Source organism: Micromonospora sp. NPDC127501 (genome assembly GCF_040302185.1).
Classification (GTDB): Bacteria; Actinomycetota; Actinomycetes; order Mycobacteriales; family Micromonosporaceae; genus Micromonospora.
On record NZ_JBEORJ010000014.1, the window covers coordinates 155,043 to 169,924 of the forward strand.

The 14,882-nt window shown below is 70.3% G+C and carries 17 protein-coding genes and 1 pseudogene; 8 read left to right on the forward strand and 10 right to left on the reverse strand.

Annotated features, from left to right (window positions below; translation table 11 throughout):
- Positions 1-120 precede the first annotated feature (120 nt).
- From ABTW72_RS27955 to mshC, 4 genes are all read left to right on the forward strand, one after another.
- A complete protein-coding gene (locus tag ABTW72_RS27955) occupies positions 121-834 on the forward strand; it encodes an MSMEG_4193 family putative phosphomutase (protein WP_350863572.1) in 714 nt (237 codons plus the stop codon).
- Positions 835-991: 157 nt separating this feature from the next.
- Positions 992-1,585, forward strand: coding sequence for a DUF3090 domain-containing protein (locus ABTW72_RS27960; RefSeq protein ID WP_350863575.1), 594 nt, complete (start codon positions 992-994; stop codon positions 1,583-1,585).
- Positions 1,582-2,400, forward strand: coding sequence for an SCO1664 family protein (locus tag ABTW72_RS27965; protein WP_350863578.1), 819 nt, complete (start codon positions 1,582-1,584; stop codon positions 2,398-2,400). The genes ABTW72_RS27960 and ABTW72_RS27965 overlap by 4 nt, the downstream gene beginning before the upstream one ends.
- A gap of 66 nt (positions 2,401-2,466) precedes the next feature.
- Positions 2,467-3,705: a cysteine--1-D-myo-inosityl 2-amino-2-deoxy-alpha-D-glucopyranoside ligase gene (gene mshC / locus ABTW72_RS27970; protein ID WP_350863581.1), complete on the forward strand. Its 1,239-nt coding sequence runs from the start codon at positions 2,467-2,469 to the stop codon at positions 3,703-3,705.
- Between the two features lie 292 nt (positions 3,706-3,997).
- On the opposite strand, the gene ABTW72_RS27975 is transcribed toward mshC, so the two are convergent.
- Together ABTW72_RS27975 and ABTW72_RS27980 are read right to left on the reverse strand one after the other, a co-directional pair.
- Positions 3,998-4,789, reverse strand: coding sequence for a GntR family transcriptional regulator (locus ABTW72_RS27975; protein WP_350863584.1), 792 nt, complete (start codon positions 4,787-4,789; stop codon positions 3,998-4,000).
- A gap of 123 nt (positions 4,790-4,912) precedes the next feature.
- On the reverse strand, positions 4,913-5,782 hold the full coding sequence (locus tag ABTW72_RS27980; protein ID WP_030332815.1) for a PAC2 family protein: 870 nt from the start codon (positions 5,780-5,782) through the stop codon (positions 4,913-4,915).
- Between the two features lie 276 nt (positions 5,783-6,058).
- Between ABTW72_RS27980 and metH the strand changes: the two genes are divergently transcribed.
- Complete coding sequence (gene metH, locus ABTW72_RS27985) at positions 6,059-9,559, forward strand: methionine synthase (protein WP_502892256.1); 3,501 nt, start codon at positions 6,059-6,061, stop codon at positions 9,557-9,559.
- Between the two features lie 57 nt (positions 9,560-9,616).
- On the opposite strand, the gene ABTW72_RS27990 is transcribed toward metH, so the two are convergent.
- The 8 genes and pseudogenes from ABTW72_RS27990 to ABTW72_RS28025 form a co-directional block, all read right to left on the reverse strand.
- Positions 9,617-9,790, reverse strand: coding sequence for a hypothetical protein (locus ABTW72_RS27990; RefSeq protein ID WP_350863591.1), 174 nt, complete (start codon positions 9,788-9,790; stop codon positions 9,617-9,619).
- Positions 9,791-9,803: 13 nt separating this feature from the next.
- Positions 9,804-10,061, reverse strand: coding sequence for a hypothetical protein (locus ABTW72_RS27995; RefSeq protein WP_350863594.1), 258 nt, complete (start codon positions 10,059-10,061; stop codon positions 9,804-9,806).
- Between the two features lie 22 nt (positions 10,062-10,083).
- Complete coding sequence (locus ABTW72_RS28000) at positions 10,084-10,710, reverse strand: EndoU domain-containing protein (protein ID WP_350863597.1); 627 nt, start codon at positions 10,708-10,710, stop codon at positions 10,084-10,086.
- 10 nt (positions 10,711-10,720) lie between these two features.
- Positions 10,721-11,446, reverse strand: a complete 726-nt coding sequence (locus tag ABTW72_RS28005; RefSeq protein ID WP_350863600.1) for a WXG100 family type VII secretion target — start codon at positions 11,444-11,446, stop codon at positions 10,721-10,723.
- 19 nt (positions 11,447-11,465) lie between these two features.
- On the reverse strand, positions 11,466-11,780 hold the full coding sequence (locus tag ABTW72_RS28010) for a hypothetical protein (RefSeq protein ID WP_350863603.1): 315 nt from the start codon (positions 11,778-11,780) through the stop codon (positions 11,466-11,468).
- Positions 11,780-12,172 (reverse strand): YbaB/EbfC family nucleoid-associated protein, encoded by a 393-nt coding sequence (locus ABTW72_RS28015; RefSeq protein ID WP_350863606.1) that lies wholly within the window; start codon positions 12,170-12,172, stop codon positions 11,780-11,782. The genes ABTW72_RS28010 and ABTW72_RS28015 overlap by 1 nt, the downstream gene beginning before the upstream one ends.
- Positions 12,173-12,401: 229 nt before the next feature.
- Positions 12,402-12,620 (reverse strand): annotated as a pseudogene (locus ABTW72_RS28020) (ATP-binding protein); the annotation flags it as partial.
- 2 nt (positions 12,621-12,622) lie between these two features.
- Positions 12,623-13,114, reverse strand: a complete 492-nt coding sequence (locus ABTW72_RS28025; protein WP_350863609.1) for a hypothetical protein — start codon at positions 13,112-13,114, stop codon at positions 12,623-12,625.
- Between the two features lie 105 nt (positions 13,115-13,219).
- On the opposite strand from ABTW72_RS28025, the gene ABTW72_RS28030 reads away from it, so the two are divergent.
- From ABTW72_RS28030 to ABTW72_RS28040, 3 genes are read left to right on the forward strand one after another with little or no spacing between them, the layout of a single operon-like run.
- Entirely contained in the window at positions 13,220-13,468 is a 249-nt protein-coding gene (locus ABTW72_RS28030) for a hypothetical protein (RefSeq protein ID WP_350863612.1), read from the forward strand.
- Positions 13,465-13,962, forward strand: coding sequence for a DUF6193 family natural product biosynthesis protein (locus ABTW72_RS28035; protein ID WP_350863615.1), 498 nt, complete (start codon positions 13,465-13,467; stop codon positions 13,960-13,962). The genes ABTW72_RS28030 and ABTW72_RS28035 overlap by 4 nt, the downstream gene beginning before the upstream one ends.
- 48 nt (positions 13,963-14,010) lie before the next feature.
- The gene (locus tag ABTW72_RS28040) at positions 14,011-14,718 is read left to right on the forward strand and encodes an HAD family hydrolase (protein WP_350863618.1); all 708 of its coding nucleotides are present in this window, start codon (positions 14,011-14,013) and stop codon (positions 14,716-14,718) included.
- Positions 14,719-14,882 lie beyond the last annotated feature (164 nt).

The following is a 14,882-nucleotide window of genomic DNA, read 5'->3' on the forward strand; positions in this document are numbered from 1 at the left end:
AGGCATCGGGAATTTTACCGATCCACTGGTCCGCCGTGCCGCTTTCGCTCCGGTACGGCGCCCGGCGCGGACTGTGCGCACACCGGAGCGCCGCGCTCCCGGTCGGACGCAGGTCATAGGGTGGTCCCCGTGGCGACCCTTCTGCTTCTGCGACACGGCCGGACGACCGCGAACGCCGACGGCGGCCTGGCCGGCCGCCAGCCGGTCGAGTTGGACGACACCGGGCGCGCCCAGGCCACCGCGGTCGGCGAGCGGTTGCGGGCGGTGCCGCTGGCAGCCGTGGTGACCAGCCCGCTCATCCGGTGCCGGCAGACCCTGGAGTTGGCGCTCCCGCAGGCCGCCCCGGTGGTCGAGGACGGGCTGATCGAGTGCGACTACGGCAGCTGGGAGGGGCAGCCGCTGAAGAAGCTGGCCAAGGAGCCGCTCTGGCCGGTGGTCCAGCAGCACCCCAGCGCGGCGGTCTTCCCGGGTGGGGAGGCGATGGCGGCGATGGCGGCGCGTGCCGTGGCGGCGGTGCGTACCTGGGACGCCCGGGTGACCGCCGAGCACGGGCCCGAGGCGGTCTGGTTGGCGTGCAGCCACGGCGATGTGATCAAGGCCATCGTGGCGGACGCGCTCGGCGTACACCTGGATGCCTTTCAGCGGATCCAGGCCGACCCGGCGTCGGTGACGGCGATCCGGTTCACGCCGCTGCGTCCTTTTCTGGTGCGGCTCAACGACACCGGTGGCGACCTGGCGGCGCTGGTGCCGCCGCCGGCCAAGCGGCGTCGGCGCGCGAACCGCGTGGCCGACTCGGACGCGGCCGTCGGCGGTGGGGCGGGTGCGTCGCGGTGAGGCGCGTCACGACACCGCCCCCGGCCGGAGCGTCGGCGCACGCCAGAAAGGCCGCCACGCCCGGGTTTAGGCCCTGGTACGCCGGGCGCGCCGCTGCTGCGGCGATTCGCGTCGGTGGGGTGCGCGATGCCAAGGCGGGCCGGATAGGGTCGTGGGTATGACCCACCAGGTGCACGCCTTCGAACCGCCGGAGCGGTTCGTCGCCGGGACTGTCGGGCCGCCGGGGGAGCGCACGTTCTTCCTGCAGGCCCGCGGCGGCGGCAGGCTGGTCAGCGTCGCGCTGGAGAAGGTCCAGGTGTCCCTGCTCGCCGAGAAGCTTGAGGAGCTGCTCACCGAGGCGCAGCGTCGCTTCGGGGTGGACCTGCCCGAGCTGGCGCCGGTGATCGGCGACAACGAGCCGCTGGACACTCCGGTCGACGAGGAGTTCCGGGTCGGGACGCTCGGGCTGGCCTTCGACGTGGACACCGCGACCGTGGTGATCGAGGCGATCGCGGCGGGCGAGGTGGAGCCCGAGGTCGAGCTCGGCGACGAGGACGACGACGAGGACGACGACGAGGACGACGACGAGGACGAAGAGCCGGACGAGGACCTGGATCGGCTCCGGGTCCGGCTCACTCCGCAGGCGACCCGCCAGTTCATCGAGCGGGCCCGGCGAGTGGTCAACGCGGGCCGGCCACCGTGCCCGCTCTGCGGCCAACCGTTGGACCCCGCCGGGCACCTCTGCCCGCGGCACAACGGTTATCACCGGTGACCTCGTCCGGCCTCCAGCCTCGCCAGGACGGCGACGCCGCGCTGCGGCTGCTGCGTGACGGCGTCCTCGACCTGGAGGGTCGGCTGGTCGACGCGTCGAACACGACGCTGCGCGGCATCCTGACACTGGACGGGTTAACCGCCCGCTGCGTCTACAAGCCGGTCCGTGGCGAGCGCCCACTCTGGGACTTCCCCGACGGCACCCTGGCCGGTCGGGAGGTTTCGGCGTACCTGGTCTCCCGGGCCACCGGATGGGATCTGGTGCCGCCCACCGTGCTGCGGGACGGCCCGTTCGGCCCCGGCTCCTGCCAGCTGTGGATCGACGAGCCGGAGGACGCCGAACCGCTCGTCGGGTTCCTGCCCGCCGGGGAGTTGCCGCCGCGCTGGATCCCGATCGCCGCGGCCCGCGACGACGACGGGGCCGCGTACGCCCTCGCCCACGCCGACGACCCGCGCCTGGCCCGGCTCGCGGTGCTCGACGCGGTGCTCAACAACGCCGACCGTAAGGGCGGTCACGTGCTCGTCGGTGCCGACGACCGGATCTACGGCGTGGACCACGGAGTGAGCTTCCACGTGGAGGACAAGCTGCGCACGGTGCTCTGGGGCTGGGCCGGTAAGCGGCTGCCCGCGGACGCCGTGGAGATGCTCGACGCGCTGGCCGGGCAGGTCGCCGGTGCGCTCGGCGCGGAGTTGGCCGAGCACCTGACGATCAGCGAGGTGGCCGAGGTGGCCGCCCGGGTCGACCGGCTGCGCGAGACCGGCTGCTTCCCCCAGCCTCCCGAGGACTGGCCGGCGATGCCCTGGCCGCCCATGTGACCCGCTGTCATCTTGATCACCCGTGGGGCGCTCCGGCGTCGTCGTCGGGCTGGCTAGGCTGATCCCATGGAGTCTTGGGCGGGACACGAGGTGCCACGGCTGCCGGGCAGGGGCGAGCCACTGGCGTTGTACGACTCGGCGCGGCAGGGTGTCCACCCGAGTGAGCCGGCCGACGCGGGAAGCATGTACGTCTGCGGCATCACCCCGTACGACGCCACGCACCTCGGTCACGCCGCCACCATGATCACCTTTGACCTCGTGCAGCGGATGTGGCGCGACGCCGGCCGCCCGGTGCGCTACGTGCAGAACGTCACCGACATCGACGACCCACTGCTGGAGCGGGCCGCCCGCGACGGCGAGGACTGGGTGGTCCTGGCGATGCGCGAGACGGCGCTGTTCCGGGAGGACATGGAGGCGCTGCGGATCATCCCGCCGGTGCACTACGTGGGCGCGGTCGAGTCGATCCCGGACATCGCCGACAAGGTCGAGGTGCTGCTCAAGGACGGCGCCGCGTACCGGCTCGACGACGGCACCGGCGACGTCTACTTCGACATCTCCGCCACGCCCCGCTTCGGCTACGAGTCGAACCTGACCCGTGAGCAGATGCTGGAGATCTTCCCCGAGCGCGGCGGCGACCCCGACCGGGCCGGGAAGCGGGACCCACTGGACCCGCTGCTGTGGCGCGGCGCCCGCGAGGGCGAGCCGTCCTGGCCGGGTGGCGAGTTGGGCCCCGGCCGCCCCGGCTGGCACATCGAGTGCGCGGTGATCGCGCTCAACCTGCTCGGCGACCGGATCGACGTGCAGGGCGGCGGCAACGACCTGCTGTTCCCGCACCATGAGGCCTCCGCCGCGCACGCCGAGCGGCTCACCGGCCAGGCGCCGTTCGCCGAGCACTACGTCCACGCCGGCATGATCGGTCTGGACGGCGAGAAGATGTCCAAGTCCCGCGGCAACCTGGTCTTCGTGTCCCGGCTGCGCGCCGACAAGGTCGACCCGATGGCGATCCGGCTGGCGCTGATCTCCGGGCACTACCGCAGCGACCGCACCTGGACCGATGACCTGCTCACCGCCGCGTACGAGCGCCTGGACCGTTGGCGGCGGGCCGCCGCCGCGCCCGCCGGGCCGTCCGGGGCTGAGCTGCTGTCCGAGGTACGCGCACGCCTGGCCGACGACCTGGACACCCCCGGAGCCCTGGCCGCGGCCGACCGCTGGGCCGAGGCGACCCTCGCCGGTGCCACGGACGACCCCGAGGCGCCCGCCCTTTTCGCGAAGACGGTGGACGCCCTCCTGGGAGTCCGCCTCTAGGGCTTGTTGGGGCAGACGGGGTGGCGGGCTTTCAACGCTCGCCGTTGGCTGCGAAGCGACTTCGATCGACGAGTGGCGGTGACCAGCGGGCTTAAGCCAGCTCCGAGGACGCGCGCTCGGTCCCGGCATTACGCCGATGGACCGCCCCTTGCCTCGCCGTCGATCTTGCAGTTTTTGTCGTTACGAAAGGCGCTAATCGCGGCGAAGCGGTGACAGAAAGTGCAAGATCGCCGAGGCGAGGCGAGGCGAGGCGAGGCGAGGCGAGGGGAGCCGGAGCGGAGCGGGGCTGGCCTTAGCCCAGGACCAGGCCGGAGTCGGGTTCCGGGTCGGGGGTCGGGCCGGGGATCTTGTACTCCTCGGTGAGGGTGGTCATGGGGCCGGGCCAGGTCGCCTGGGACACCTCGATCGGCTTGCGGTGCGCGTCGTACGCGACGTGCAGCAGGTGCAGCACCGGGGTGTCCGGCCGGATCTGGAGGGTCTCGGCCTCCTCCCGGCTCGGCTGCCGGGCGCTGATCGTGTCGGTGGCCGAGACGTAGCGCCGTCCGGTCGCCTCCTCGGCCTCCTGGTAGAGCGGCCGGCCGAACGCCTCGGCGCGCTCCAGCGAGGTGCCGGCGGTGTCGCGGGGCAGGAACCAGGAGGCGCCCACCTCGACGGGGGAGTCGTCGGTGCGGACGAGGTGCCTGCGGCAGAGCAGGTTGGTGCCGTCGGACACGCCGAAGGCGTCGGCCACCTCGGCGGGGGCGGGGGCGAGCCCGACGGAGACGAGTTGCTGCCGGTACCGGGCGGCCAGGTCGGTGTGGTAGCCGCGGAAGCCGCCGTACCGGCCTCGGGAGAGGCGGTTGAGGCGGCGGCGGGTGCCCCGGACGTACGTACCGGAGCCGGGCTTGGTGATCAGGATGCCCTCGACCCGCAGCTGGTCGACGGCGCGTTGCACGGTCTGCTTGGCGACGCCGAACATCTCGGCGATGGCCGGGATGGACGGAAGCCGCTCACCCGGCCCCCAGTCGCCGCGGCGGACCTGGGCCTTGAGCTGCGCGGCGATCTGTCGATGCGGGAACTCAGCGGCCCCGGGATTGATCTGCACACCCGCCTCCTTGATCACATCTAGGTTCCTAGGATGCCCTAGCGGGTGTGACGGCGCCACCCTGGACACGCGAAAACGGGCCCCCGGACCACAAAAGGTCCGAAGGCCCGCAACGAACGGTTGCTACCAGGAGCCAGCGGTGGGGCCGGCCGAACCGCCCCGGCGGCGCAGGTACTTCTCGAACTCCTGGGCGATCTCGTCACCGGTCAACGGAGTGATCCCCTCGTCGCCGACCCGTTCCTCCAGCTCGCGGACGTACTCGCCCAGCTCGGCGTCCTGCTCGGCGGCGCTGCGCACCCGCTGCTCCCACTCGGCGGACTCCTCGGCCAGGTCGGCCATCGGCACCGGCAGGTCGACGACCTCCTCGACCCGGTGCAGCAGGGCGAGGGTGGCCTTCGGGCAGGGCGGGTTGTTGGCGTAGTGCGGCACGTGCACCCAGAACGAGACGGCGTCCACCTCGGCGCGGGTGCAGGCGTCGTGCAGCACGCCGACGATGCCGGTCGGCCCGTCGTACCGGGTGGGGGTGAGCTGGTAGCGCTCGGCGGCCTGCGCGTCGGAGGCGCTGCCGCTGATCGGCAGCGGCCGGGTGTACGGCACGTCGGCCAGCAACGCGCCGAGCAGCACCACCCGTTCCACCTCCAGGCTGTGGCAGATCTCCAGCACCTGCTCGCAGAACGTCCGCCAGCGCATGCTCGGCTCGATGCCACGGATCAGCACCACGTCACGGTCGGTGCCCTCCGGGCTGGCCACCATGAACCGGGTCGTCGGCCACTCCACCCGGCGGGTCTCCCCGTCGGCCATGGTGATGGTGGGCCGGCTGACCTGGAAGTCGTAGAAGTCCTCCGGATCCAGCTCGGCGATCTGCCGGGCGTTCCAGACCTGCTCCAGGTGCTCGACCGCGGCGGTGGACGCGTCGGCGGCGTCGTTCCAGCCCTCGAACGCGGCGATCGCCACCGGGGACCGCAGCACCGGCAGTCCGTCGAACTCGGTCACGCCGTCACCTCACCCTGCTCGTCGCGGCTGGCGCCGGGACCGCGCCCGGTCGTCATACCGTGTGGCACGGCGGCGTCCCTGTTGTCCTTCACGTCCGTCAGCCTACGTGCAGGGCGAGGGTGCGGCCCGTCGGCCGCGCCGGTCGGCCGCTCCGGCAGCAGGTCATACCCGAACGAACCAGACAGGGTGATCCCCGTGACACAATAGGGGATCGCTCGAGGATGGTCGTGGAGTCCGGCCGAATCGCACTAACCTGAACGGGTGCGGACTTCATTGATGGATGTGCTGGCTGATCGCATTCTCATCGCCGACGGCGCGATGGGCACGATGCTTCAGGCCGCGGACCTCACGCTCGACGACTTCGACGGGCTGGAGGGGTGCAACGAGATCCTCAACGTCACCCGCCCGGACGTGGTGCGCGGGGTGCACGACGCCTACCTGGCCGTCGGTGCCGACTGCGTGGAGACCAACACCTTCGGGGCCAACCTCGCCAACCTCGCCGAGTACGACATCCCGCACCGCATCCGCGAGTTGTCCGAGGCGGGTGCCCGGATCGCCCGGGAGGCCGCCGACGCGGCCAGCACCCCGGAGCGGCCCCGGTTCGTGCTCGGCTCGATCGGGCCGGGCACCAAGCTGCCCACCCTCGGGCACGCCGCCTACTCGACCCTGCGCGACGCCTACCAGGAGAACGCCGCGGGTCTGATCGTCGGCGGCGCGGACGCGCTGATCATCGAGACCTGCCAGGACCTGCTCCAGGTCAAGGCGGCCGTGGTCGGGTCGAAGCGGGCGATGGCCGAGCTGGGCCAGTCGGTGCCGATCATCTGTCACGTGGCGGTGGAGACCACCGGCACCATGCTGGTCGGCAGCGAGATCGGGGCGGCCCTCGCCGCGATCGAGCCGCTCGGCGTGGACCTGATCGGGCTCAACTGCTCGACCGGCCCGGCCGAGATGAGCGAGCACCTGCGCTACCTGTCGCAGCACTCCCGCATCCCGCTGTCGGTGATGCCGAACGCCGGCCTGCCGGTGCTGACCGCCGACGGGGCGTACTTCCCGCTGACTCCCGTGGAGCTGGCCGAGGCCCTGGAGCGGTTCATCACCGAGTACGGCGTGGGGCTGGTCGGCGGCTGCTGCGGCACCACCCCGGAGCACATCCGGGTGCTGGCCGAGCGGCTGCACGGCGTCACCGCCCCGGCCCGCGAGCCTCGCCACGAGGCGGGCGTCTCCTCGGTCTACCACCCGGTGCCGTTCGCCCAGGACGCGTCGGTGCTGATGGTGGGGGAGCGGACCAACGCCAACGGCTCGAAGGCGTTCCGGGAGGCGATGCTCGCCGGTGACTGGCGGGCCTGTGTGGAGATCGCCCGCAGTCAGGCGCGCGACGGCTCGCACCTGCTCGACCTGTGCGTGGACTACGTCGGTCGCGACGGCACGCAGGACATGCGGGAGCTGGCCGGCCGGTTCGCCACCGCGTCCACCCTGCCGATCATGTTGGACTCCACCGAGCCGAACGTGGTGGAGGCCGGCTTGGAGATGCTCGGCGGCCGCTGTGTGGTCAACTCGGTGAACTTCGAGGACGGCGACGGCCCCGAGTCCCGGTACGCGCGGGTGATGCCGATCGTCCGTGAGCACGGCGCGGCGGTGGTGGCGCTGCTCATCGACGAGGAGGGCCAGGCCCGTACCCAGGAGTGGAAGGTCCGGGTCGCGGCGCGGTTGATCGACGACCTGACCGGCCGGTGGGGCATGGACCGCTCCGACATCCTGATCGACGCGCTGACCTTCCCGATCGCCACCGGCCAGGAGGAGACCCGCCGCGACGGCATCGAGACGATCGAGGCGATCCGGGAGATCTCCCGCCGCTACCCCGGTGTCAACTTCACCCTGGGCATCTCGAACATCTCGTTCGGGCTCAACCCGGCGGCCCGGCAGGTGCTCAACTCGGTGTTCCTGCACGAGTGCGTGCAGGCCGGCCTGACCTCGGCGATCGTGCACGCCAGCAAGATCCTGCCGATGTCGAAGATCCCCGACGAGCAGCGCGAGGTCGCCCTGGACCTGGTCTACGACCGGCGTCGCGAGGGGTACGACCCGGTGCAGCGTTTCCTGGAGCTCTTCGAGGGCGTCGACGTGACCAGCGCCCGGGCCAGCCGCGCCCAGGAGTTGGCGGCGCTGCCGTTGGACGAGCGGCTCAAGCGGCGGATCATCGACGGTGAGCGCAACGGCCTGGAGGCCGACCTGGACGAGGCGATGGCCGGCGGCCGGTCCCCGTTGTCGATCATCAACGACATCCTGCTGGACGGCATGAAGGTGGTCGGTGAGCTGTTCGGCTCGGGCCAGATGCAGCTGCCGTTCGTGCTCCAGTCCGCCGAGGTGATGAAGACCGCGGTGGCCTACCTCGAACCACACATGGAGACCGCGGAGGACGGCGGCAAGGGCCGCATCGTGCTCGCCACCGTTCGCGGCGACGTGCACGACATCGGCAAGAACCTGGTCGACATCATCCTGTCCAACAACGGCTACGAGGTGGTGAACATCGGCATCAAGCAGCCGATCAGCGCCATCCTGGACGCCGCCGAGCAGCACCGCGCCGACGCGATCGGCATGTCCGGGCTGCTGGTGAAGAGCACCGTCATCATGAAGGAGAACCTGGCCGAGATGGCCACCCGCGGGGTCGCGGAGCGGTGGCCCGTCCTGCTGGGTGGGGCGGCGCTGACCCGCGCGTACGTCGAGGACGACCTGCGGTCGACGTTCCCCGGGCAGGTGCACTACGCGCGGGACGCGTTCGAGGGCCTGTCCCTGATGGACCGGGTGATGACCGCCAAGCGCGGCGGCGCCCCGGTGATCGACCCGGAGCGTGAGGCGGCCCTCGCGGCCCGGCGGGCGCGTCGGGAACGGCAGCGGTCCATGGTCACCACGTCGCTGCCGGAGCTGCACGACTCCTCGGTCCGCTCCGACGTGGCCGCCGACGTGGCGGTGCCCACCCCGCCGTTCTTCGGCACCCGCGTCGTCAAGGGCGTGCCGATGGCCGACTACGCGGCGCTGCTCGACGAGCGGGCCACCTTCTCCGGGCAGTGGGGGCTGCGCGGAGCCCGGGGCGGCAGCGGACCGTCCTACGAGGAGCTGGTCGAGACCGAGGGCCGGCCGCGCCTGCGGTACTGGCTGGACCGGCTGATCGCCGACCAGGTTCTTGAGGCAGCCGTGGTGTACGGCTACTTCCCCGCGTACTCCGAAGGCAACGACCTGGTGGTGCTCGACGAGAACGGGCACGCGGAGCGCGCCCGGTTCTCCTTCCCCCGGCAGCGGCAGGAGCGGCGGCTCTGCCTGGCGGACTTCTTCAGGCCCCAGGGCGACCAGCTCGATGTGGTCGCGTTGCAACTGGTCACCGTCGGCCAGCCGGTCAGCGAGTACGCGGCGAAGCTGTTCGCCCGCAACGAGTACCGGGACTACCTGGAGGTGCACGGCCTCTCCGTGCAGCTCACCGAGGCCCTCGCCGAATACTGGCACCAGCGCATCCGGGCCGAGATGACCCTGCCCGACGGTCGTCCGCTGGGGCACGACGACCCGACGGACCTGGCCGGCATCCTGCACAACGACTACCGGGGCTGCCGGTACGCGTTCGGCTACCCGGCCTGCCCCGACCTGGAAGACCGGGCGAAGATCATGGATCTGCTCGGCGCGGACCGGATCGGGGTCGAGCTGTCCGAGGAGTTCCAGCTCATGCCGGAGCAGGCGACCGACGCGATCGTGGTCCACCACCCGGAGGCCAACTACTTCAACGCCAAGTAGCGGGCGCAGGTGTCCTGACCTGCATCTGAGGTCGTCCGGAAGGCCGCTGATCCTTGATCATGCCGTCTCCAGGCCGTCAACGGCTTCCGGGCCGTCCTTGGCGGCCTGGTCCTCACCGACGGCGGCGTCGATGGCGCGACGCGTTCGGTCCTTGCTGGTCGGTAGGAGATCCGTGTACGTCCGCAGGGTGAACCCTGGGTCGGCGTGGCCGAGGTAGGTCGACAGGGCCATGATGCTTCGGCCGTCAGTCCGAGGTCCGGATCTGTTCCAGGTACGTCAGAGGCTCCCGGCGGAACTCCATGAGCTCCCGCAGCGCGTCCTTCTCCGCCGTGGTGATCACGACGTCTTCCTTCGACAGGGCGCCGACGAGCTCCGGAATCGCCAGGTCCCAGGCCCCGGCGCCGGCGGCCTCCCGGACGATCGGCCGGTACTTCGGGCTGATCTTGGGTGCGAGCTGGTCGGTGATCCGGCGGCTGCGCCGGTAGAAATCGATGACTTCCATGGGTCTCCCGTAGGTGCGGTGGCTAGGCCGGTGGGTTGGTGGTGACGCCCTCGCCGCTGACGGGGTAGCCACCGGCGATGCTGCCGTCCTTGTCCAGGATAACGCGGCAGGTGATGCCGTCGCGGGTGCCGGTGACGAGCCAGCCGTCGCCGTGGGAACGCTCCACAGGACGACTGTCGGGGTTGATGGCGATGCTCTTGAACCAGCCTTCGACCTGCTCCTTGGTGGTGCCGGGCGGGAAGAGCGTTTTCCCGGGCTCGTTGGACGAGGGCTTGTGGTTGCCACTGCCCATGCCGTCGCCGTCCCAGATCTTGTCCATCGCCCCGTCGCCCATCTCACCGAAGCGGCGCATGTCGTACCTGGCGTCGGCGAACTCGGGGTCGTCCCAGGGGTTGGTCCTCTTGGGCGCCTCGGGCTCGGATGTGTCGGCGTCCTTCGGGCGGCCCTCCTCGGCGCGCTTGAGTCCGTGCTGCTGGGCCGGTCCCACGCGCTTGGGCATCATTGCCGGGTTGAACTTGGGACGCTTGGGGCCATCGCCGCCACCCCCGTGCGGTGGGGTGGGGCCTGAGGGGTGCTTGTGGAGGCCCACCACAGCGAACAGGACCACCAGGACGGCGGTGGTCCGCAGAGCCGCCATGAGTTGTCGCATCGAGGGCCGCCTAGACGTCGAGGAGTGCGCGAAGGGCGGAGAGGCTGGCGATCAGGCCCATCAGCCAGCCGAAGATGCGGCCGGTCCAGCGGACGACGGCGACCGCGAGCTGGGAGGCGACCAGCGGTGTGGCGAAGCCGAGAGAGAAGACCACCTCGGCCAGCCACACCACGACCTTGGCGATGCAGTCGGCGATGAAGGCGCGCACGACCTCCCGCACTATCTGCACCACGGTTCCCGCGCCACGGGTCGCGGCACCCATGCCGGCGGCCGTGCCCGCGAAGATTCCGGCGACGTCGATGTTGATGGTGAGGATGTCGCGGTAGGCGTCGGCGGCGGCGCCCTGCCATTCGTTGAGGTCGCCGACCAGCCGCGCCTTGAGGTCCTCGGCGATGGAGAACAGCTCGCTGGCCATGTTGTCCCAGGTCATGGCGTGCGTCTCGATGGTCTCGGGATCACCGGCGAGCCAGTCGAGTGCCTGCTTCAGTGGCTCGACCTGCTCGATGGCCCACTCGATGCCCATCGACAGGAGCGTGCTGAACGGGTCGATGGCGATAGCCGCCCCGTCGATAGCGGCGCCCAAGCCCGCGATTGAGCCGTCGATCCAGCTGCCGGAGTCGATGGCGGCCTTGATGCCCATGTAGTCGTCGGCGAGCGGCAGGCCGGTCCAGCCGTCGCGGTGCGCGGCGCTGGTCGAAGGGATGTCGGAGGTCGTGGCGACCAGTGGGTTGCTCATGAGAGGACGCCGGGCCGGCTCAGGTCGCGGAGTGGAAGGAGTTGAAGCCGTCGGTGGTCGACTCCTCGGTCCGCTCGTAGGCGTCGGCGGTCTTCTTGATTCCCGCGGCGAGCAGCGCGATGTTCTCGGCGAGCATGTCCACGCCCTTGTCCTGGTCCCGGTGGCGTCCCTCCAGGATGGGCGGTAAGAACTGGCAGAGCTGCCCGTAGGCATCGTCGGCCTGGAAGATGGTGGCGCTCGCTGCCTTGACGGCGGCGAAGCGGTCGTGAATGGCCAACATGGCCGTGGCGTGCGCGCGCAGCGCCTCGACGTCGACCTCGAACCCCCCGTGCATCAGTAACGCCCCTCTTCGTCCTCGGTGTCGGCGGTCCGGAATCCGGCCAGCAGGGCCCGGCCGGTCGCCGAGTCGGCGCCGACCGTCTCCCGCACGACCTCGGCGGCGGCCTCGGCGAGCTTGACCCGCGCATTGCGATAGGCGCCCATGATCGCCTGCTGCGTCTGCTCCAGGCTCACGCGCTGCACCCGCGCGGAGAGCCGGACGTCGGCCATCGCCCCCGTGGAGTCGACGGTGACCTCGACGATCCCTTGGGCGTCGGTGGCCGCGACCCGCAGCGCGCCCAAGCCGGCAGCGGCGGCCTGCGTGTCGGCGGCCCGGCGCAAGGCATTGGCCTGCCATGCCTCCAGGCGTTCCCGCGCATCCTCGGCGTCCAACAGCGGATTGGCCATCCCGCCTCCGTCTCCGTTGCCGAGCAGGGGCATAAGAGGCGTCAGTGTAGCCATGGCCCGCCACACCAAGATTGCCGAGCGGACGCGGGGTGATCTGGCCAATCTGGATCTCGGCGACGTGGGTGCTGCTGATCGCCTTCTTCGGGCCTGCTCGACCTGTGTCAATGCCGGCTGAACTTTGACCGCTCTGTTCCGGCCGAATGCTGACCCCCTCGCTGGTTGTCGATGTTCAGTTGTTGGGTCTGGTGGCTGCGGGAACGCGGCTGAGGTCGCGGTCTTTGAGCTGGTAACTGTGGCCCTTCATCGAGATCGCCTCAGCGTGGTGGACAAGGCGGTCGATCATGGCTGCGGCTACCACGTCGTCGCCGACGACTGCGCCCCACCGGCCGAAGGGTTTGTTGCTGGTGACGATCAGCGAGGCTCGTTCGTAACGGTTGGAGACGAGTTGGACTAGTCACCGCAGGGCAGCAGCTCGGCCAGGGGCCTCAGGGTTGCGGAGTACTGGTCGGCATCGAACGTCAACGTGCCAAGATCTCCCAGGTCGGGCACCTGGCGACCGATGTCGGTCCACTGGACTCGGCCGCTTGGTCGCAGCAGCCGGGCAGACAGCACGCCGCAGCCCCCCGTTCCGCAACTGGGGCACATGAGTAGCGCGACATGATCTGGCGGATCTTCGACGGCCAGGTCCGACGGTGCTTCGCCGAGGAGTGCCCGTGCATGGGATTGCAGGATTCGCGGATAGTCGACCCAGAGCGGTGAGCGGAGTGAGTAGCCGGGTCGTCGGGCGTGAACCATGTCGAGGAACGGAGTTCCATCGATCAACAGTTCGAGCACGGTCAGTGTTGGGCGGGGGCGGTCCTTGGGCCAGCGCGCGGCGGCTCGGGGCATGAGCAACTCGTGGGTGCGTTCTGCCAGGCCCAGCACGTTGAGCGTCTCGTCCACGTCGGCAGGATGCCAGAGGCGGTTCGCGTCGTCCGCCGGTATTCGCGTCAATCGGCTCGGACGCACGGACGGCTGCCGGCACCGGGGTTGCGGCAGAATGCCTGCATGCCGAGCGATCCCGTTGAAGACCTGTACCCCGAGGTGGCGGCCGCGGGAAGTCTGGCCGCCACCCTCGATGCCATCGCTGTTCAGCATGGCCTGTCGCTCGGAACGGTTCGAGCCCTGGACTGGTCCTCGCCCCTGACCTGGGCAAGTGTCCCTGGTGAATCCTCAGTTCGTGACGATCTGACGGTGAGTGCGAGCACCGGTGAACGCCGCTTCCGTCTCGAAGGCTGGGGGCAGGGGATCCCTTGATCGTTGGCGACACCGACGACCTGGTCGGGGTCGTCCGGGCAGCGCACGGCTGGCGTGCCGGTACGCCGTTGCACGACATCAGGCGTTCGGTGCCATTCGTCGTGCTGACTCGCCTCGGCGAGGTCGTCGAGCAGGGCCCGGCGGGAGTGGTGGAGGCCGAATGGCAGTGGCTCAGACAGCGCACCGAAGAAGCCGATCGGCCGAACCACACGGCGCTGATCGAGGCGGCCTACAACGAGCCGAGGCTACGGCAGCTCTACCCGTACACGAGTCACTCCGTCTTGAACTTCTCCACCACCACGGGATATCCGTTCTCGCCCAACCTGGTCAGTCTCAGCGCGCACGGTTCGCGTTCAAACTTCCGGGTCTGGGGACGGCGTGAGGTCCTCGGCGAGACCGCAACCGCCACGGAGGCAGTGGCGCTCGCTGTCGCCCACCTTCCGGCCGACCTCGGCTCGGCTGTCGCTGGACGATACGAGGGGCAACGCCCCTAGGCATGGCGTGCAATGGGACTGCGGTGACGATCTCAGTAGGATGCTGAGATGTCTCGACCAGTGGTATTCGACCTCTTTCATACCCTGGTTCAGGGAGCCGACGAGGAGCGTGACCGGGTAGTCGGCGAGATGGCGGTCATGGTTGGAGTAGCTCCGACCGAGCTGGTCGCCGCGTACCACGCCACCTGGCGGGACCGGCTGGTCCGGTGGGACGTGGAGGAGACCATCCGCATCCTCGCCGGACGTCTCGGTGGCACACCAACCAACGAACAGGTGACACGGGCCGGTGAGCATCGGCGAGCCCTTGCCCGGCGGGTGCTGGACAGCGTATCGACCGCCACCTTGGACGTGCTCGACGCGCTCCGCGGCGACGGGCATCCGCTGGCCCTCATCAGCAACGCCACCTCGGACACCGCCGAGGCGTGGCCGCGGAGTCCGCTCGCCCAACGGTTCGATGTCGCGGTCCTCTCCTGCGATGTCGGGCTGGCCAAGCCCGACCCGGCGATCTACCACCTTGCTGCCGAGCGCCTGGGCGTTGGGCCGGGCGAGTGCGTCTTTGTTGGTGACGGTGCGGACGGTGAGCTGGCGGGGGCGGCAGCAGTCGGTATGACCGTCTTCCGGACCACAGAGCACAACGACACCGACCCGAGCTGGGGCGGGCCGGTATTCCCCACCCTGGGTGACCTGCCCGCCATGTTCCGAGAGCCGTCCACGGTCATGGCGTCCGGGGCACACACGGGACACAGGACAGCGTGAAACGTCGGCAAGCAGCGGTCTACGACGTGCAACAGAACGCGTAGCTGGCCACGCGTCTCCCTGTTCGATCGCGGCCGGCACGGGATTCCGGATCGAGGGCCCACCATCTGCGCCGGGTGATCGGCGTGCCCACAGTCCGTTCTGAGTGTCGAGAACCGCCGACT